We start from the raw sequence: 17880 nt of genomic DNA on the forward strand, positions 1-17880 counted from the left end.
GAGACGGAAAATGAGACAGGTGTCTCAGCGCCGGGGCGCCGCGCGCCTGCAAAAGGCGTGCTTGCGGGGTGGCACTGCGCTTGCTAGCATGGTCTATATCAAATCAATATCCTGGGACTAACCAGGTAACGGAGACCTGCCATGAGTACCATTGCCACCGTCGATGAAGACCTGGCACTACTGCGCTCGCGCGGCATTGCCCGCGCCGACGCCGACCCGCTGATCGTGCGCTCCTGGCGCCGCTCGCTGGGCCAGTACAAGCTCGATCCCGGCCGCAGACAGGCACCGCGCGTGCTGGCCGGCGGCCAGCTGCGCGACCACCAGGACCCAATGGAGCCGATGATGCAGATCGCGCGCGGCGGTGTGGAATACCTGTTCAACCAGGTGCGCAGCGCCGGCTACGTGGTGCTGCTGACGGATTGCGAGGGCGTGACGGTGGATTTCAAGGCCGACGCCCTGCAAAAGCGCGAACTGCGGCGCGCCGGCCTGTACCTGGGCGCCTGCTGGTCGGAACAGGAGGAAGGCACTTGCGCGGTGGGCGCCTGCATTGCCGACCAGAGTGCGCTGACCGTGCACCAGGCCGAGCACTTCCGCTCGACCAACACCACCCTCACCTGCAGCGCTTCACCCATCCTCGACACCGACGGCAGCCTGCTGGCAGTACTGGACGCGTCCGCACTGTCCTCCCCGGGGGACAAGCGCAGCCAGGCGCTGATGCTGCAGCTGGTGTCGGTTTCGGCCAAGATGATAGAGAACGCGCACTTCCTCAAGAAGTTCGAGGACCACTGGATCATCCGCCTGAGCCGGCGCCGCGAGTTTGCGGAAGTGGTGACAGACGGGCTGATTGCGCTGGACCACCTGGGCCGCATCATCGCCGTCAACCGCAATGTGCAGCAGGCCTTGCATGGCGCGGAACAGGCCTTGCTGGGCCGGACCGTGGACCAGGTGTTCGATACGCGGCTGGAAACGCTGCTGGCGTCTTCCGGCGCCCAGCACCGGGAGACGCTGGCGCTGCGCGCGCTGCACAGCGGGCGCCAGTACTACGCGCTGATGCGCGCGCCGAGCGGACGCACGCTGTGCGTGCAGCCTTCGCGCAGCGCGCGCTCGAGCCACCCGACGGCGGCAAGCCTGCTGACGCTGGAGGAACTGGCCGGCGAGGACGCGCAGATGAAACGCAACGTGGCCATCATCCGGCGCGTGATCGACAAAGGCATCGCCATCATGCTGCAGGGCGAGACCGGCACCGGCAAGGAGGTGTTCGCCAACGCCATCCACCACGCCAGCGAGCGCGCCGAGCAACCCTTCGTGGCGCTCAATTGCGCTGCGATACCGGAATCGCTGATCGAGAGCGAATTGTTCGGCTACGCCGACGGCGCGTTCACCGGCGCGCGCGCCAAAGGCATGCGCGGCAAGCTGCTGCAGGCGCACCGGGGCACGCTGTTCCTGGACGAGATAGGCGACATGCCCCTGCAGATGCAGACCCGTTTGCTGCGCGTGCTGGCGGAAAAGGAGATCGTGCCGCTGGGCGCGGAGAAAGCGGTGCCGGTGGACGTGCAGATCGTGTGCGCCACGCACCGCAACCTGCTCGACCAGGTCATGGCGGGCCAGTTCAGGGAAGACCTGTACTACCGCCTGAACGGCATGAAGATCCACCTGGCCGCGCTGCGCGAGCGCGCCGACATCTCGACCTTGATGCACAGCGTGCTGGCCCGGGTGGCGGCGGAAACAGGCCGGGGACAGGTGACGATGTCGGCGGAGGCCTTGCGGGCCTTGCTGGGGTACCGCTGGCCCGGAAACCTGCGGCAGCTGATCAATGCGCTGCGCGCAGCGGTGGCGCTGTGCGAGCACGATCATATCGAGCTGCCCGACCTGCCAATGGACGTGAGGGAATCGAAGCAGCCGCCGTCCCACCGGGCACTGCCGGCGCCGGATCAGCAGGCCGCGTGCGGCGAGCCCGATGACGAACGCGGCCTGCTGCTGCGAGAACTGCGCAAGCAGCGCTGGAACGTGACGCGCGCGGCGCAGGAACTGGGCATCTCGCGCGCCACCATTTACCGCAAAATGACGCGCTGGCGCATCGTGGCGCCCAACGCGGAGGGCGGCGACTAGGGTGTGCTACCGGCCCAGCAGCTTGCCCATTCTGTGCACGGCTTCTTCGATGCGGCAGTAGGCGGTGGCGTAAGAGAAGCGCACATGCCGGTGCGGCCCCGCCACGCCGAAGTCGTCGCCGGGGACAAAGGCCACGCCGGCTTGCCGCAGTACCGCCATGACGAAGGCGGAACTGTCGCCGCTTGCCGGATGGGCAACCCCGCTGCAATCGGCGTATACGTAGAACGCACCATCGGGCATGACGGGCACGCCGAAGCCGAGCTCGCGCAGGGCCGGCACAAAGAAGTCGCGGCGGCGCTGGAACTCCAGCCGGCGCTGCTCGTAGACGGCAATGGAATCGGGATGGAAGCAGGCCAGCGCGGCGTGCTGGGCCACCGTGGAGGGGCAGATGAACAAGTTCTGCGCCAGCTTTTCGATCACGCTTACCAGCTGCTCGGGCACAACCAGCCAGCCGAGACGCCAGCCTGTCATGTTGAAGTATTTGGAGAAGCTGTTGACGGTGATGACCTGGTCGTCCAGGCTGAGCGCGCTGTGCGGCGCGTGGCCATAGGAGAGGCCCTGGTAGATTTCATCGACGATGGCGAAGCCGTCGCGCGCGCGCACTTCGGCCAGCAGGGCTCGCATCTGTTCCACCGTCAGCGAGGTGCCGGTGGGGTTGGACGGCGAGGCGACGATGACGCCGCGGGTCCGCTCCGTCCAGTGCTGCGCGGCCAGTTCTGCCGTCAGCTGGTAGCGCTGCTCGGCGCTGGATGGTATCAGCACGGCCTTGCCGCCGAAAGCCGAAACGAAGTGGCGGTTGCAGGGATAGCTGGGGTCGGGCATAAGCACGTCGTCGCCATCGCACACCAGCGCGGCGCAGGCCAGCAGCAGGCCTGCCGAGGCGCCGGCGGTGACGATGACGCGGCGCGGATCGACGTCCACGCCGAAGGCGGTGCGGTAGTGGGCGGCGATGGCTTCGCGCAGCGCGGGCAGGCCGAGGGCGTCCGTGTATTGCGTGGCGCCGCTGCGGATCGCGCGCACGGCCGCTTCCGTCACCAGTTCGGGCGCGGTAAAGTCCGGCTCGCCGACGCTCATGCTAATGACGTCCACGCCGGCTTTTGCTGCTGCGCTGGCCGCTTTCATGATTTCCATGACGCGGAACGGTTCTATGGCCTGGACGCGGGCGGCGGCGCGCAGGGCGCGGGGGATATCGGGCTGGCGCAGGTCTGGATGGGCGTGTGTCATCTTGCACTTTCGAAGCGGGGCTTTAGATTATAGCGAAGTCCCCCGTTTCGCCGCCACGGACATGCAAACGCCGCCCCATGCGCACTGGCGGCATGGCTCAGAACAGGTGATGCACGCCCAGCCGCAATGCCGACTGGCGCGGGGTGGATGACACGCCCAGCGCATTGATGGCCGCCACCGCACCGTTTCCGGACGCGCGCTGCAGCAGCACCTGGGCGTACACCGACGTGCGCCGCGACAGCGTATAGACCTGGTTCGCTGTCAACTGGTCCCAGCGCCGGCCTTCCAGCGTGGTGCGCGCCAGTCCCAAGTTGAGTGACGTGAAGCCGCCGGTGCGCAGGTTTACACCCAGCTCGCTGCTTTTCATGCTCGTGCCGGCGGAACCGGCCGTAATGGCCGTGTCCACGTGCAGCGCGTGCAGCAGTGCCGGTCCCGCGCCATAACTTGCGCTCAGGCCGATACTGCGCACCCGGTCCGTGGCCAACGCCGCATACACCGGCGCGTTGGCCTGCCCGGAAATCAGTGTCCGACCCAGCAGGCTGCGTACGCCGGCGCTCTGCCCGAGCGCCAGGCTACGGTTGCGCGTGTCGCTAAGCGCAGCGGCGGCCCTGAACTGGCCGGCGGCGTAGCTGGCGCCCAGGCTGAAGGCGCGGCTGCGCGCCGCGTCCCCCGGCTGCTCGCCCGGCGCCAGCATGGCGCCCAGCGTCAGTCCGGCCATGGGCGCGCTGACTACCTTGAGCGCGTTATCGTAGGCGCCCGCGTTGGTCAGGTCGTCGATATTCCCGGGATGGAAAGCGTAGAAACTGCCCGTCAGCACGCCATTGCTTTGGCGCGCCACCATCTCGAACATGAAGTTGTTCTGGCGGCCCAAGGTGACGGTGCCGAGACGGCTGCCCAGCCCCACATACGCTGCGCGGTTGAACAGCTTGAGGGCGTTGAGCTGCGCACCGGTGTCGGTGGCATAGCCGGTTTCCAGCTGGTAGACGGCCTGGCAGCCGTCGCCCAGGTCTTCCGTGCCGCGCACACCGATGCGGTCCGGCTGCATATTGCCACTGTCCGTGCGGGTAACGCCGGCGCCGCCGATATTGCTGACCCGGGTCAGGCCCGCGTCGATGCTGCCGTAGATCGTGGTGCCGGCCTGGGCCAGCAGCGGCGCGGCCGCCAGGGCCGCGGTCAATCCGGTTTTCATCACGCCTCTCCTATTCTTTGGCCATGGTGCGGGTCACCTTGATCCGCGGCCCGATGTCGAAGGTCATCAGGTCTTCTCCTATCGTCAGCGGTCCGGCGTAGGTGGTGCGGGTGCGCCGCTCCAGCTCCGGTTCCGTGACGCCGAACAGCACGATGTGCGAGTACACCGCCAGGCGCGGCACGGCTTGCGCGAACACCTTGCCGGCGTCCTCCGGCCCGGTGTGGATGCCGATCACATTGCGCACAACGGGCGAGCTGCGCATGAGCTCCTCGGACCCGGCCGCCACTTCGTGCACCAGCAGGTCGGCGCCCCTGGCCTGCCGCACCAGCGCCGGCGAGTAGCGGGTGTCGCCGGACAGCACCACGCTGCGGCCCTTGTAATCGATGCGGTAGCCAAAGGCCGGATGCACCGGGCCGTGGTCCACCTCGAAGGCGGTGATGCGCACCCCTTCTTTTTCGTATGCGACGCCGGCGCCGATATCGGCCGCATCGACCTGCGAGCCGGGATTCTGTTCCAGGCGGATCTTGATGTCGTAGTCGAAGGCCTTGGCCATGTGTTCCATCATGCCGCGCGTGCCCGCCGGGCCCCACACGTGCAGCGGCGTCTTGCGTCCGCGCAGCCAGCCGGTCAGGTACAGGTCCGGAATTCCTATGGTGTGGTCGGAATGCAGGTGGGTGATGAACAGCTTGTCCACGGCGGCGAACGGGATGCCCAGCGTGTGCAGGCGCTGCATGGGGCCGCGGCCCGCGTCGAACAGGAACTTCTGCCCGCCCGCCTCTACCAGGACGGACGGGCCGAAGCGGCGCGTCTCGGGCAGCGGACTGCCGGTGCCCAGCAGATGCACGCGGAACGGGGCTGCATCGGCCGCTTCGGCAGCAGGGGCGTCATCGGCGGCACCGCCTGCAACGGCGCCCGGCGCTGCGGCCCACGCGCCAGCATGGGCCGCCAGCAAGCATGCGGCCAGCATGGCACGGGCCTTCACTGCGCCACCTTCCAGGCATCGTAACCGTACACCCAGTCCGCGTTACCGCCTTCGCGCAGCCAGTTGTTGCCGCGCGATCCGAGCTGGATTTTCGAGGTGCGCTCGATGCGCAGCGCTTCGAAGCGGCGCAGCGCAGCGGCGATGCCGGCAGCTTCCCGCACATCGCGCAGCGTGCAAGCCAGCACCACGCCGTCTTCGATGGCCATGCCTGCGCCCTGCGCCATGAAAGGCATCATCGGATGCGCGGCGTCGCCCAGCACGACCATGCTGCCTTGGGACCAGGCGGGCAGCGGGTCGCGTTCGTACAGGGCGGTCTTGAGCACTTCGTCGCAGGCGTCCAGCATGGCGCGTGCATGCGGGTGGAAGGCGGCGTAGCTGTCGCGCAGCTCCTGCACGCTGCCTTGCGTGGTCCAGGATTCGAGCTGCCAGCTTTCCTGCGCGGTGGTGGCGAAGATGAAGATGTCCTTGCCGGCATTGAGCGGGAAGGTGACGATCTGGCTTTCGGGCGTTGGGCCCCACCATTTTGTGAACGCTTGCAGGTTGGGGATGCCGGCCAGGCGCTCGGCGGGAACCACGGCGCGGTAGGCCACCACGCCGGTGAAGCGCGGCTGCTCCTGACCGAACATGGCGCTGCGCACTGCGGAGTGGATGCCGTCCGCGCCGACCAGCAGGTCGAATTCGTGGCGGCTGCCGTCGGCGAAGGAAACGGCAGCGCCCTGCCCTGCTGCGCTGATGTCCTTGACGTGCTTGCCGAACAGGACGCGCTCGACCGGGAAGGCGGCGGCCAGCGATGCGAGCAGGTCGGCGCGGTGGATGGTCAGTTGCGGCGCGCCGTATTTCTGTTCGGCGGTGTCGCCCATTGCCAGGCGCGAGGTCTCTTCGCCGCTGTCCCAGGTGCGGCTGATGCGGTGCGTGGGGCGCGCCGCGGTGCGGCGCACGCCTTCGGGAATGCCCAGGCCGAGGCCGTCCAGCGCGCGCACGGCGTTGGGGGTGAGGTTGATGTCGGCGCCGACGCGCAGGAATTGCCTGGTTTGTTCGAAGACCACGACGTCGTGGCCCATGTCGCGCAGGGCGATGGCGGCGGCCAGGCCGCCGATGCCGGCGCCGGCGATGCCGATGTTGAGTTTGCTCATGGTTTGTCTCCGTTGGGGTTGCAAGGTGGATTGACTATAGCAATGCTCTTTTTTCTTGTGCGTTTTTTGTTCAATATGTTCAAATATGAACATATGGAGGATTTATGGCGGATGATGAAGCGAAAGGCGGGGCGGTGGCCCGGGCGTTCGGCTTGCTGGCGTATGTGGCGGCGGGCGGTGCGACCGGCAATTTGAGCGCGTTGGCGAGGGACGTGGGTATCAATCGGATTACGGCGGCGCGGCTGCTGGCGACGCTGGAGGATGAGGGGATGCTGGAGGCGCTGCCGCAGGGCGGACATCGGATCGGGCTGCGGTTTCTGGGGCTGGCGGCGGATGCGCTGGGACAGGATGATTTGATCGGACACGGGCGCAGGCTGGTGGCTTTGTTGAGCAGGCAGGTGTGCTGGTCGGGGTATATGGTGGAGCTGGATGGGCCGTTTGCGGTGTATCTGGCAAAGGAGGTGCCGCAGACGCCGCTGGTGAGTAATATCCGGCCGGGGAGCAGGATTCCGGCTTATTTGATTGCGCCGGGACGGGTGCTGATGGCGCGGCGGCCGAGGGAGTTGTGGCGCGGGTTGTATGAGGCGGCGCAGGGGGATCCGCGCGGGGCGCGCGTGACGTTTGAGGAGGCGGAGGGCATGCTGCTGGAGGCGGCCTCGCGGGATTGCTGTTGGAGTTTGGGGGCGTTTGAACAGGGGATTGATGCTTGCGCGGCGCCGGTGTTTGATGCGTCGGGCATGGCGGTGGCGGCGGTTAGTGTGGCGGGACCGAGCGATCGGCTGCGGCAGCGGCCGGGGGAGCGCGATACTATTGAGGCTGCGGTATGGGGGACTGCTGGGCGGCTGTCGGGGTTGCTGGGGACTTAGGGGTTTTACGGCGCACTGCTGAACGGAGGATTCGCAGAGCCTCCGCGCCCCTTAGGGCGCTGCGTCTTCGAATCCGGAGAGCCTCCGCGCCCCTTAGGGCGCTGCGTCTTCGAATCCCACCCTCTCCGTCCATCTCTCCGTCTGGCATGTAGCTTGGCTTTTACGGCGCACTGCTGAACGGAGGATTCGGAGAGCCTCCGCGCCCCTTAGGGCGCTGCGTCTTCGAATCCCACCCTCTCCGTCCGGCACAAAGCAAAAAGCCTCCCGCAGGGGAGGCTTTTTACTTTGTTCTGGCGGAGAGGGTGGGATTCGAACCCACGGTAGGGTCGCCCCTACGCTTGATTTCGAGTCAAGTACATTCGACCACTCTGCCACCTCTCCTGGTACGGCATTTTCCTACAGCAGCTTGTTGTGGCGGAGAGGGTGGGATTCGAACCCACGGTAGGGTCGCCCCTACGCTTGATTTCGAGTCAAGTACATTCGACCACTCTGCCACCTCTCCGTTTTCCCACTAGCTGCTGCGAGAAGGCAAGATTATAGCAGGCCTTTGCAGAAAGGGAAGGACTATTTATGCCTTCAGCGAAGTTATTCCGCCCATGTAGGGACGAAGCACTTCCGGGATCTCTACGGAGCCATCCGCTTGCTGGTAATTTTCCAGCACGGCGACCAGCGTGCGGCCTACCGCCAGGCCGGAGCCGTTGAGCGTGTGCAGCAGTTCCGGCTTGCCTTGGCCGTTGCGGAAACGCGCTTGCATGCGGCGGGCCTGGAACGCTTCGCAGTTCGACAGGGACGAGATCTCGCGGTAGGTGTTCTGCGCGGGCAGCCACACTTCGAGGTCGTAGGTCTTGGTGGCACCAAAGCCCATGTCGCCGGTGCACAGGCTCATGACGCGGTATGGCAGGCCCAGGTCTTTCAGGATCTTTTCCGCATGGCCGACCATCTCTTCGAGCACGTCGTACGAAGTATCGGGATGGACCACCTGGACCAGCTCCACTTTGTCGAACTGGTGCTGGCGGATCATGCCGCGCGTGTCGCGGCCGTAGCTGCCGGCTTCGGAGCGGAAGCAGGGGGTGTGGGCGGTCATTTTCACCGGCAGCGCGTCGGCGGCCAGGATTTCATCGCGCACGATGTTGGTCAGCGAGACTTCGGAGGTCGGAATCAGGTAGAAGGTCTCGCCCTCGCCTTCGGCGCCGCCTTTCTTCACCGAGAACAGGTCGGCTTCGAATTTGGGCAGTTGGCCGGTGCCGCGCAGGGAGTCGGCGTTGACCATGTAGGGCGTGTAGCATTCGGTGTAGCCGTGCTCGCCGGTGTGCGTGTTCAGCATGAACTGCGCCAGGGCGCGGTGCAGGCGGGCGATGCCGCCTTTCATGACCGAGAAGCGCGAGCCGGTCAGCTTGGTGGCGGTGTCGAAGTCCAGGCCCAGGGCCGCGCCCACGTCGACGTGGTCCTTCACTTCGAAATCGAAGGCGCGCGGCGTGCCGACTTTACGCACTTCGATATTGCCGCTTTCGTCCGTGCCTACCGGGACCGATTCGTGCGGCAGGTTGGGCACCGCCTGCATGAAATCGCTCATCCGGGCCTGCACCACGGTCAGGGCTTGTTCGTTGTTCTTCAGCTCATCACCCAGGCCAGCCACTTCCGCCATCACGGCGCTCGTGTCTTCCCCTTTGCCCTTGAGCATACCGATCTGCTTGGACAGCGAGTTGCGCTTGCTTTGCAGTTCTTCGGTGCGCATCTGGATTGCTTTGCGCTCGCCTTCCAGGGCGTTAAAGGCTGCCACGTCCAGCTGGAACTTGCGCGTCGCCAGGCGGGCTGCGACGTTGTCGATATCTTTACGGAGAAGTTGGATGTCTATCATGGGAATTGCCGCTATGTCGGAAAGAGAGCAATTGTACCAAGATGACGCCACTTCCTTTGAGTTTTCAGATCAGTGCGGCTTTCTCTGCTGCGGTCAAGCGTTTAGCCGCGACGATCACGACAGGCATCTTGGCTGGCGAGGCTTCCGCAACGGCGACGGCGGCGGCTGGCACCATGATAACCGGGGCGCTGGCGGTGGCGTAGCTGGTGACGAGGGCCAGCGAAGCGGCGGCGGCGAAGATGACTTCCATGTTTTTCAGTACGTTCATTTCAAGCTCCTTGGTGGTTGGGGACTGCGTTGTGTTCGGCGATGATTGAACTGTACCTAAAGGCTCCCCGCCCTACCACGGGCGTGCGATGAAGCGCAAAAAACGGGGGATGAAACGCAAAAAAAGGCCCAAATACGGAGCCAGTCTCAGCCGCATCCCCCCCACTTCGGGGTCTGACCCCGAGGTACGGACAATGCGGCTGAGGTCGCCTATAGGACTACGCTTAACCGTGTAGGGAAAAATCAGGCGACGCGGTAGGCCAATGTGAAGATCTGCGAGGCGGGGCCTCGTGTGCTTGAGCGGGCTCAGCCGCATTTCACCCTACTTCGGGGTCTGACCCCGAAGTGGATGGAATGCGGCTGAGATCGCTCGTAGGAAGGCGCTTAGCGGTGTCAGGCGGCGCGGGGGGCGGGGGTGGCGGAGGCGCGGTGCACGAGGGCGCCGAGGCGGGCGATGGCGCTCTCTACGGCCGGACTCCAGGGGTTGCCGCAGTTGAGGCGCAGGCAGTTGCTGAACTTGCCGCTGGCGGAGAAGAGCTGGCCGGGCATGAAGGCGATGCCTTGCCCTACCGCTTGCCGGTGCAGCATCAACGCGTCCACCTGGGCCGGCATTTGCACCCACAGCACGAAGCCGCCTTGCGGTTCGGAGATCGAGCATTCGTGCGGGAAGCTGGCGGCGACGGCGTCGGACATGCGGCAGATGCGCTGCGCCAGCGCGCGCCGCATCTTGCGCACCTGGAGTTCGTAACTGCTGCCGGTGAGGAAGTCAGCCAGCACGGCCTGGAAGAATTGGCTGGTGGCGCCGCTCGATACCATCTTCAGCAGCGTCACTTCCTGCGCCCAGCGCCCCGCCACCACGTAGCCCACCCGCGAGGCGGGCGTGACGGCTTTGGAGAACGATGAGCACAACAGCACGTGCCCCGTGCTGTCGTAGGCCTTGATGGGCCAGGGCCGCTCGGCCGCAAAGCACAGGTCGCGGTAAATGTCGTCTTCGATCAGCGGGACGTCGTGCTGGGACAGCAGCGCGGCCAGGCGCTTCTTGTTCTCCTCGGGCATGACGCAGCCAAGCGGGTTATTGGCATTGGGGACGAACAGGCACGCTTGCACCAGCCCGGCATTGAAGGCCAACTCCAGCGCGTCGATCGAGGGGCCGGTTTTCGGGTGGGTTGGAATTTCCAGCGCTTTCATGCCCAGGCTTTCGATCAACTGCAGCAGCACGAAGTAGGTCGCCGATTCGATGGCGATGGTGTCGCCGGGCTTGGCAACCGCCCGCAGGCACAGGCTGATGGCTTCCGTGCACGAACTGGTGACGACGATCTCGGCCGGGTCGGGCCGCCCCCAGTCGAGCGCGCGCCGCATGATCTGGCGCACGAAGGCCGGTTCATTGGTCTCGAAGCAGCTGACCCGCGCCAGCAGCGCCGGCTCGCGCCGCGCCACGGCCGCCACGGTTTTCTGCACCCGCTTGATGGGCAGCAGCTCGTCCGGCGGCCAGGCGGAGCCCAGGTGCACCATGCCGGGCGCTTCATTCTCTTTCAGCACCCGCATCAGCAGGCTGGTGATGCCGACATATTCGGGCTCTTTCAGCTGCTCGGCGTCCGCCATCACGGACGACAGCAGGCGGGCGCGGTGGCGCACGTAGTAGCCGGCCTGCGGCCGCGCCTCGATCAGGCCGCGGTCTTCCATCAGCCGCAGCGCCTGCAGCACGGTGCTGACCGAGAGGCGCTTTTGCTGCGCCAGGTGGCGGATGGACGGCAGCCGGTCGCCGGGGGCGAACACGCGGGCGGCGATGTGGGCGCCCAGCTCGTCGGCCAGCTGTTCGTACAAATGGGTTTGCATGGACATCCCTCCATTGTGGCGAGCGCGCGCGGCGCGGCACAGGTACAGCGGTGCGTTTTTTCGACCAGCACAGTTTAGCCGAACCGACGCTGTATACGTCACAATTGAGGTTTGTTGCATCTGTTATGGTCGCCACGCCGGGGCTATGCTGGAGGCATGAATCATCGCCACCAGGAGAGCAGCATGAAAGCCCGTACCCAGCCCTACGCCGAATACACGCTGAGCAGCGACACCCCACTGCGTCTGGAGGATGCGGGCGGCCGCGTGCTGGAGGGCGTGGCCGGCGTGACCTGGATTACCGCTTACGGCCAGGCCACCGACTTCCTGCTGCGCCCCGGCCAGCGCTTCGTGGTGCCGAACGATGGCCTGACGCTGGTGGACGCGATCGGCAGCAGCCGCATCCGGCTGGCGGCGGCACCGGCGCAGAGCTGGCGCCACCGCGTGCTGCGCGAGGGCCACGCGCGGCTGGCGGAATCCATGACGCGCCTGCGCCAGGGTTTGCAGCCTGCGCGCTGCGGGGATTTCCCGGGCTAAAACCCGGCCAGCCATCGCTGCACGGCGGCGCTGAATTCGGCCGCATCTTCGTGCATCGGCCAGTGGCCGGTCTGCATGGCGATCGCGCGGCTGCCCGCCGTGGCATTCAGCTTGTCGATCCAGGCTTGCGAGTGGAACATGAAGGGCTTGCGCCGGCCATAGATGTAGAGCGTGGGGCAAGCCGGCATGGTGGCGGCGGCGCGGCGGTACGAGCCGTAGGCGCCCATCCAGGTGATGTAGTACGGGTAGTTCATCTGGCTGCCGATGGCGGCGCCGTCCACCGGCACCTTCATGGCCTTGGCCATCATGCGCGACATGCCGTCGCCGGCGGTACCGCCGATGCGCCAGGCCAGCGCCAGCCACAGCTGGTAGCCAACGATGGCGAGCTTGGCGCCCAGGCCCAGCCCGGCGCGGTACTCGGGCGTGAGCGCGTCGCCCACATCCACCGAGACGATGCGCGACACCAGTTGCCGATGGCGCTGGGCGAACTCGGTGCCGAAAATGCTGCCCCAGTCGTGCTGCAGCAGGATCACCGGCCGGTCCGGACTGGCCAGGCGTGCGATGCGTTCGATCAGCGCGGTCATGTCGTCCAGCGAACAGGGGCGGCGCGGCTTGCCCAGATCGAAGCCGGGCAGCGTGAAGCGCACGCAGCGGTACTGCCGGCGCAATGCGGCCACCTGGCCATCCCACAGGCGGTGCGTGTCGGGCCAGCCGTGCAGCATCAGCACGGTCTCGTCGCCTTCGCCTTCCACCAGCACATCGATGCCGTCCACCGCGAATGTGTGCTGCATGCCTCGCCTTCCATTGTCAAAAGAGTAGCAATCATAGCCAATAAATAGCCATCCATGTATGATTGAGCATTGATTACTGCTACGGCTCCATGCAAACGTCCATCGTCGCCATCGAAGAAAAACAGAGCAGTGGCGAGAGCTCGAACGACATCGCAAACCACATCGCGGAGGCCATCGCGGCGCGCAAGCTGCCGCCGGGGACCAAGCTGCGCGAGGAAGCTTTGTCGCGCCTGTACTCGGTGAGCCGCACCAAGATCCGCGCGGCGCTGCTGATCCTGTCCAAAGATAAGCTGATCCAGATGGTGCCGGACAAGGGCGCCTTCGTCAGCCAGCCGAGCGAGAAGGAGTCGCGCGACATCTTCGCGGCGCGCCGCATTTTGGAGGCGGCGCTGGCGCGGGAGTTCGTGGCCAAGGCCAAGCCCGCCGACTACCAGGTGCTGGAGCGGCATTTGAAGATGGAGCGCGAGGCGCTGGGCGATCACAAGGTACGCTCACAGTTGCTGGGTGACTTCCACGTGCTGCTGGCGGACGTGGTGGGCAACCAGGTGCTGCACGAGATGCTCAGCGAGCTGGTGGCGCGCAGCTCGCTGATCACCATGCTGTACCAGTCGGACCGCGATGCGGTGTGCTCGTCGAACGAGCACGAGGAGTTCCTGGTGGCGGCCAAGTCGGGCGACGCCGACCTGGCCGCGCAGCTGATGCTGGAGCATCTGCTGCACGTGGAGGGCGCGCTGCGCTTCGACAGCAGCGGCGCAGCGCCGGACAAGGATCTGGTTGCGGCGCTGCTGAAGTAGCGCCGCATTGCGCTTTGCTCGGCGCGCCCCGCCGATCCCCCCCATTCCCCTCCCCCGCACGGGCCCGCAGGGCGGATTGGCCGAAGGCGCAACCCGCCGCTTACGCCACCTTGCGCGCGCCGGTCGCCAGCGCCAGTTCGTGCGCCAGCGAGTTGTGGCGCTCGATCACAATCGGCAAATCCACCGTCTGCAGCAGCCCGTCCCGCACCACCACTTTGCCGTTGATGATGCTGTGCGTGACGTTGGACGGCGTGCAGAACACCAGCGCCGCCACCGGGTCGTGCAGCGCGCCGGCAAATCCGATCTGGTCCAGCTTGAAGGTGATGATGTCGGCCGCCATGCCGGGCTTGAGCGCGCCGATGTCGTCGCGGTTGAGCACCTTGGCGCCGCCCAGCGTGGCCAGCTCCAGCGCCTGGCGCGCGGTCATGGCGTCCGGGCCGAAGCCGACCCGCTGCAGCAGCATCGCTTGCCGCACTTCGCCCAGCATGTGGCCCGCGTCGTTGGACGCGCAGCCGTCCACGCCCAGGCCGACGGGCACGCCGGCGTCCACCATCTTGCGGATCGGCGCGATGCCCGAAGCGAGGCGCATGTTGGAGCAAGGGCAGTGCGCGATGCCGGTGCCGGTCTTGGCGAACATGTAGACGCCGTCGTCGTCCAGCTGCACGCAGTGCGCGTGCCATACGTCGTGCCCCACCCAGCCGCAGTCCTCGGCGTATTGCGCAGGGGTCATGTTGAACTTCTCGCGGCTGTAGGCGATGTCGTTGACGTTCTCCGCCAGGTGGGTGTGCAGCGACACGCCGTAGCTGCGCGCCATGCTGGCCGCTTCCTTCATCAGGTCGCGCGACACGGAGAACGGCGAGCACGGCGCCACCACGATGCGCTGCATCGCATAGCGGCTGGCGTCGTGGTAGGTTTCGATCAGGCGCTGGGTGTCCTTCAGGATGGCGCCCTCCTCTTCCACCACGCGGTCCGGCGGCAGCCCCCCCTTGGACTGGCCCACGCTCATGGAGCCGCGCGCGGCGTGGAAGCGCATGCCGATCTTCTTCGCCGCTTCGATGCTGTCGTCCAGGCGGCAGTTGTTCGGATAGATATACAGATGGTCACTGCTGGTGGTGCAGCCGGACAGCATCAGCTCGGACATGGCTGTCAGCGTGGATACGTGCACCATCTCGCTGGTAAGGTTGGCCCAGATCGGGTACAGGTTGGTGAGCCAGTTGAACAACTCGCCGTTCTGCGCGGTGGGGATCACGCGCGTCAGGCTTTGGTACATATGGTGGTGGGTGTTTACCAGGCCGGGCATGACCACCTGGCCGCTGGCGTCGATCACTTCGTCGGCCTGCTGCGGCAAGTCGGCCGTCAAGCCCACCTGTTCGATCACGTTGTCGCGCACGAAGATGGCGCCGTTGTCGATTTCGCGGCGCTGTTCGTCCATGGTCACCACCACGCGCGCATTTTTGATCAAGAGAGTTTTAGTCATTTTATGAAGTCCTTGGAATGATTAAACACTGCGGAAACAATGCGCGGGCACTGCGGAAACAATGTCAAAACCGCGCCGGGTGGTCGTCACCGGCGCGGAGGGATTACTGCTGTTTGGCGGCTACGAGCTTAAGCCGTCTCGAGCTTTTTTACCAGCATGGGCTGGGGCACCTCGTCTTCCTCGTCCTCGCTCGCTTCTACTGGACGCTCGGGCAGGATCAGGTTTAGCGTCACCGCAACGATGGCGGCGGTGCTGATGCCGGAGCCGAAAATCTCCTGCACGAAGGCGGGCAGCTTGACCAGCAGTTCGGGGCGCACGCTGACCGCCAGGCCGCAGCCGATGGAGACGGCGATAATCAGCCCGGTACGCTTGCTGTGCTCCACATTGCTCAGCATCTGCACGCCGGCGGCAATGATCATGGCGAACATCATCAGCCCGGCGCCGCCCAGCACGGGCTGCGGGATGGTGACGACGATGGCGCCCAGCACCGGGAACAGGCCGGCCAGCGCCAGCATCACGCCGGTCAGGGCCACCACGTGGCGGCTGGCTACGCCGGTCAGCGAGATCACGCCGACGTTCTGCGCGAAGGTCGATACCGGCGGGCTGCCCAGCATGGCCACGCAGGCCGATCCCACGCCGTCGCACAGCACGCCGCGCGCCAGCGTTTTGCCGCGCATCTTGGTGTTGGTGGCCGAACCCAGCGCCATGAAGGTGCCGGTGGTTTCCACCATGGTGACCACGTAGGCCACGCCCATGGCGACGATGCCGCTGATCGGGAAGGTCATGCCGTAGGCGAAAGGCTGCGGCACCGAGAACGCGGCGGCTTTCTGCACCGAGGAGAAGTCCACCAGGCCCATGGCGACGCAGGCCAGGTAGCCGACGAACATGCCCAGCACCACGGCCGCTGCCGAGAAGATGCCTTTGCCGTATTGCACCAGCGCGATTACCGTCACCAGCACGAACAGCGCGATGCCCAGGTTGATCGGATCGCCGTAGTGCGCGCCCGAACCTTTGCCGCCGGCGGCCCAGTCGATGGCGACCGGCACCAGCGACAGGCCGATCATGGTGACCACCACGGCGGTCACCGCGTGCGGGAACAGCTTGCGGATCTGCGGCATGAAGCAGGAGCCGACAATCATCACCACCGAGCCGGCCAGCGAGGAGCCGAGGATGCCGGGCACGCCGTGTTCCAGGCCGATGCTGATGGCCGCGCCGACGAAGGCGAAGCTGGTGCCCATGACGCACGGCAGGCGGATGCCGATCGGGCCGACGCCCTTGCACTGGATGATGGTGACGATGCCGGAGCCGAGCAGCGCGGCGTTGATCAGGGCGACAATCTGGTCGGCGGGGAGTTTCAGGACGGCGCCCACCACCAGCGGCACGGCGATGATGCCGCCCAGGGCGGCGAGCATGTGCTGGGCGGCCAGCAGGGTGGTGGTGATCAGCGGTGGGCGGTCGTCCACCTGGAATAGCAGGTTGTTCATGTGTGTCTCCATCATTGATGTTATGTTCGTGAACTACTTTTTCCGGTGCTATCCGGCATGCCTCTCCGCGCAGATCGTGGCGTCTGTTTTTATCGTGGCGAGGTCGTACATGAGGCGGGATGGAAGGTCTGGTGGACGCTCCACTGGGATGCTTACACGCGGCTCTGTGGCAGCGTTCTATGTGACTGATGATGCCGAGTGCTGAAAAAGTTGTCAACCGATTTTGTATACAATCTATGCGTACGGATCGTATCGTATTGCATAAATGACACAGTCTTGTTAATGCTTGGAAATGAACCCGGCCGCCACGGGCTGCGTGCCCGTGGCGGCCGCGCACTGCGCCGTCGGGTTCTAGCGTATCGGGACGCGGGTGCCCGACGGGGCGCCGCGCTTGGGAAGATGCAGTTCCAGCGTGCCGTGCCGGTATTGCGCACTGGCGCGCGCGTCATCGATCTCGTGGGCCAGCGTGACGATGCGGCGCTGGTGGCCCAGGTAGCGCTCGCTGTGCACGGCGGAAGCGCCCGGCTCGTGCACCTGCTCTTCCGACGCGGCCGCGCTGATGTCGACCTGCCTGCCATCGAGGCGCACGTTCAGGTCTTCCTTGCGCACGCCGGGCACGTCGGCGCGCACCACATATTCACGCTCGTTTTCGTCCACGTCCACCCGCATGCGCGCCGCCGCGTTGCGCGCGGCGCGGCGGAAGCGCGCGCCGCGCATCCAGTCTTTCACCTGGCGCCAGGCCTGCAGCCTGCGCAGCGATTCCAGCGGACGCAACTGGTGGGTATCGCTCGCCCTGTCCATGGCCGGCCCCGCTTTACTGGATCTGCAGCTGCCGGCCGTGACCGCCGACCTTCTTGGGCAAGGTCAGTTCCAGCACGCCGTTCTTGCAGGTGGCGCTGGCCTGCTGGTCGTCCACTTCCTGCGGCAGCGTGAAGCTGCGGTACTGCTCGCCATGGAAACGCTCGCTGCGCATCGGCGTGCCCTCTTGCGGCGCTTGCTGCCGCTCGTCGCGCTTGGCGCGGATGGTCACCGTGTTGCCGTCGATGGAGACGTTGATGTCCTCCTTCTCGTAGCCCGGCATTTCGGCCCGCACCGTGTAGGCCTGGCCGGTTTCATGCACGTCCATGCGCATGCTGCGCGACTGCTCGGCCACGCCGAACGGGCGGTCGAATTCGTCGAAAAAGCGCTCTATGTCGCGGAATGGATCGAAACGGGCGATATCGCCGAACGGGCTGAAACGGGTAAGATTGCTAGCCATAATTTCCTCCCTTCAAGTGAAATGGTGAATTTAGCTACTGCTGTCCCTTCAGCATAGCACCTGTTCGGGAGAGGTAAA

16 protein-coding genes and 2 tRNA genes are annotated in these 17880 nt (G+C 65.8%); 4 read left to right on the forward strand and 14 right to left on the reverse strand.

Annotated elements, in window-relative coordinates; translation table 11 throughout:
- Window positions 1-141 precede the first annotated feature (141 nt).
- Window positions 142-2109: a sigma-54-dependent Fis family transcriptional regulator gene (locus ASD15_RS14415; RefSeq protein ID WP_082551839.1), complete on the forward strand. Its 1968-nt coding sequence runs from the start codon at window positions 142-144 to the stop codon at window positions 2107-2109.
- Window positions 2110-2115: 6 nt separating this feature from the next.
- Here the strand turns inward: ASD15_RS14415 and ASD15_RS14420 are convergent, their stop codons facing one another.
- From ASD15_RS14420 to ASD15_RS14435, 4 genes are all read right to left on the reverse strand, one after another.
- Entirely contained in the window at window positions 2116-3333 is a 1218-nt protein-coding gene (locus ASD15_RS14420; RefSeq protein WP_057155668.1) for a pyridoxal phosphate-dependent aminotransferase, read from the reverse strand.
- Between the two features lie 97 nt (window positions 3334-3430).
- Window positions 3431-4522, reverse strand: coding sequence for a porin (locus ASD15_RS14425; protein WP_057155669.1), 1092 nt, complete (start codon window positions 4520-4522; stop codon window positions 3431-3433).
- 10 nt (window positions 4523-4532) lie between these two features.
- Window positions 4533-5489 carry an MBL fold metallo-hydrolase gene (locus ASD15_RS14430; protein WP_057155670.1) on the reverse strand — a complete coding sequence of 319 codons (957 nt, stop codon included), beginning with the start codon at window positions 5487-5489 and terminating at the stop codon, window positions 4533-4535.
- Between the two features lie 11 nt (window positions 5490-5500).
- Window positions 5501-6637 (reverse strand): FAD-dependent monooxygenase, encoded by a 1137-nt coding sequence (locus tag ASD15_RS14435; RefSeq protein ID WP_057155671.1) that lies wholly within the window; start codon window positions 6635-6637, stop codon window positions 5501-5503.
- Between the two features lie 104 nt (window positions 6638-6741).
- On the opposite strand from ASD15_RS14435, the gene ASD15_RS14440 reads away from it, so the two are divergent.
- The gene (locus tag ASD15_RS14440) at window positions 6742-7503 is read left to right on the forward strand and encodes an IclR family transcriptional regulator (RefSeq protein ID WP_057155672.1); all 762 of its coding nucleotides are present in this window, start codon (window positions 6742-6744) and stop codon (window positions 7501-7503) included.
- A 291-nt stretch (window positions 7504-7794) separates the two neighbouring features.
- Here the strand turns inward: ASD15_RS14440 and ASD15_RS14445 are convergent.
- The 5 genes from ASD15_RS14445 to ASD15_RS14465 form a co-directional block, all read right to left on the reverse strand.
- Window positions 7795-7884 (reverse strand) — tRNA-Ser (locus ASD15_RS14445).
- Between the two features lie 31 nt (window positions 7885-7915).
- Window positions 7916-8005, reverse strand: a tRNA-Ser gene (locus tag ASD15_RS14450).
- 66 nt (window positions 8006-8071) lie between these two features.
- The gene (serS, locus tag ASD15_RS14455; RefSeq protein ID WP_057155673.1) at window positions 8072-9361 is read right to left on the reverse strand and encodes a serine--tRNA ligase; all 1290 of its coding nucleotides are present in this window, start codon (window positions 9359-9361) and stop codon (window positions 8072-8074) included.
- Window positions 9362-9425: 64 nt separating this feature from the next.
- Complete coding sequence (locus ASD15_RS14460) at window positions 9426-9629, reverse strand: hypothetical protein (protein ID WP_057155674.1); 204 nt, start codon at window positions 9627-9629, stop codon at window positions 9426-9428.
- A 392-nt stretch (window positions 9630-10021) separates the two neighbouring features.
- Complete coding sequence (locus ASD15_RS14465; protein ID WP_229418185.1) at window positions 10022-11464, reverse strand: PLP-dependent aminotransferase family protein; 1443 nt, start codon at window positions 11462-11464, stop codon at window positions 10022-10024.
- Between the two features lie 183 nt (window positions 11465-11647).
- On the opposite strand from ASD15_RS14465, the gene ASD15_RS14470 reads away from it, so the two are divergent.
- Window positions 11648-11998 (forward strand): DUF2917 domain-containing protein, encoded by a 351-nt coding sequence (locus ASD15_RS14470; RefSeq protein ID WP_057155676.1) that lies wholly within the window; start codon window positions 11648-11650, stop codon window positions 11996-11998.
- On the opposite strand, the gene ASD15_RS14475 is transcribed toward ASD15_RS14470, so the two are convergent.
- Complete coding sequence (locus ASD15_RS14475; protein ID WP_057155677.1) at window positions 11995-12789, reverse strand: alpha/beta fold hydrolase; 795 nt, start codon at window positions 12787-12789, stop codon at window positions 11995-11997. The genes ASD15_RS14470 and ASD15_RS14475 overlap by 4 nt on opposite strands.
- 89 nt (window positions 12790-12878) lie before the next feature.
- On the opposite strand from ASD15_RS14475, the gene ASD15_RS14480 reads away from it, so the two are divergent.
- A complete protein-coding gene (locus ASD15_RS14480) occupies window positions 12879-13583 on the forward strand; it encodes a GntR family transcriptional regulator (RefSeq protein WP_057156080.1) in 705 nt (234 codons plus the stop codon).
- Between the two features lie 100 nt (window positions 13584-13683).
- On the opposite strand, the gene ASD15_RS14485 is transcribed toward ASD15_RS14480, so the two are convergent.
- The 4 genes from ASD15_RS14485 to ASD15_RS14505 all read right to left on the reverse strand — a co-directional run bounded on the left by ASD15_RS14485 (window position 13684) and on the right by ASD15_RS14505 (window position 17802).
- Window positions 13684-15060 (reverse strand): 8-oxoguanine deaminase, encoded by a 1377-nt coding sequence (locus ASD15_RS14485; RefSeq protein ID WP_057155678.1) that lies wholly within the window; start codon window positions 15058-15060, stop codon window positions 13684-13686.
- 128 nt (window positions 15061-15188) lie between these two features.
- Window positions 15189-16544 (reverse strand): uracil-xanthine permease family protein, encoded by a 1356-nt coding sequence (locus ASD15_RS14490; protein ID WP_057155679.1) that lies wholly within the window; start codon window positions 16542-16544, stop codon window positions 15189-15191.
- Between the two features lie 351 nt (window positions 16545-16895).
- Window positions 16896-17345, reverse strand: a complete 450-nt coding sequence (locus tag ASD15_RS14500; protein ID WP_057155681.1) for an Hsp20/alpha crystallin family protein — start codon at window positions 17343-17345, stop codon at window positions 16896-16898.
- A gap of 13 nt (window positions 17346-17358) precedes the next feature.
- The gene (locus tag ASD15_RS14505; RefSeq protein WP_057155682.1) at window positions 17359-17802 is read right to left on the reverse strand and encodes an Hsp20/alpha crystallin family protein; all 444 of its coding nucleotides are present in this window, start codon (window positions 17800-17802) and stop codon (window positions 17359-17361) included.
- Window positions 17803-17880: the final 78 nt, after the last annotated feature.

Origin of the sequence: Massilia sp. Root351 (assembly GCF_001425045.1) — a bacterium.
Classification (GTDB): Bacteria; Pseudomonadota; Gammaproteobacteria; order Burkholderiales; family Burkholderiaceae_D; genus Rugamonas.

Bases quoted from the DNA above. Each gene is read 5' to 3' on its own strand.
- ASD15_RS14415 (WP_082551839.1), top strand. From the start codon at position 142: ATGAGTACCATTGCCACCGTCGATGAAGACCTGGCACTACTGCGCTCG.
- ASD15_RS14420 (WP_057155668.1), bottom strand. From the start codon at position 3,333: ATGACACACGCCCATCCAGACCTGCGCCAGCCCGATATCCCCCGCGCC.
- ASD15_RS14425 (WP_057155669.1), bottom strand. From the start codon at position 4,522: ATGAAAACCGGATTGACCGCGGCCCTGGCGGCCGCGCCGCTGCTGGCC.
- ASD15_RS14430 (WP_057155670.1), bottom strand. From the start codon at position 5,489: ATGCTGGCCGCATGCTTGCTGGCGGCCCATGCTGGCGCGTGGGCCGCA.
- ASD15_RS14435 (WP_057155671.1), bottom strand. From the start codon at position 6,637: ATGAGCAAACTCAACATCGGCATCGCCGGCGCCGGCATCGGCGGCCTG.
- ASD15_RS14440 (WP_057155672.1), top strand. From the start codon at position 6,742: ATGGCGGATGATGAAGCGAAAGGCGGGGCGGTGGCCCGGGCGTTCGGC.
- serS (WP_057155673.1), bottom strand. From the start codon at position 9,361: ATGATAGACATCCAACTTCTCCGTAAAGATATCGACAACGTCGCAGCC.
- ASD15_RS14460 (WP_057155674.1), bottom strand. From the start codon at position 9,629: ATGAACGTACTGAAAAACATGGAAGTCATCTTCGCCGCCGCCGCTTCG.
- ASD15_RS14465 (WP_229418185.1), bottom strand. From the start codon at position 11,464: ATGCAAACCCATTTGTACGAACAGCTGGCCGACGAGCTGGGCGCCCAC.
- ASD15_RS14470 (WP_057155676.1), top strand. From the start codon at position 11,648: ATGAAAGCCCGTACCCAGCCCTACGCCGAATACACGCTGAGCAGCGAC.
- ASD15_RS14475 (WP_057155677.1), bottom strand. From the start codon at position 12,789: ATGCAGCACACATTCGCGGTGGACGGCATCGATGTGCTGGTGGAAGGC.
- ASD15_RS14480 (WP_057156080.1), top strand. From the start codon at position 12,879: ATGCAAACGTCCATCGTCGCCATCGAAGAAAAACAGAGCAGTGGCGAG.
- ASD15_RS14485 (WP_057155678.1), bottom strand. From the start codon at position 15,060: ATGACTAAAACTCTCTTGATCAAAAATGCGCGCGTGGTGGTGACCATG.
- ASD15_RS14490 (WP_057155679.1), bottom strand. From the start codon at position 16,544: ATGAACAACCTGCTATTCCAGGTGGACGACCGCCCACCGCTGATCACC.
- ASD15_RS14500 (WP_057155681.1), bottom strand. From the start codon at position 17,345: ATGGACAGGGCGAGCGATACCCACCAGTTGCGTCCGCTGGAATCGCTG.
- ASD15_RS14505 (WP_057155682.1), bottom strand. From the start codon at position 17,802: ATGGCTAGCAATCTTACCCGTTTCAGCCCGTTCGGCGATATCGCCCGT.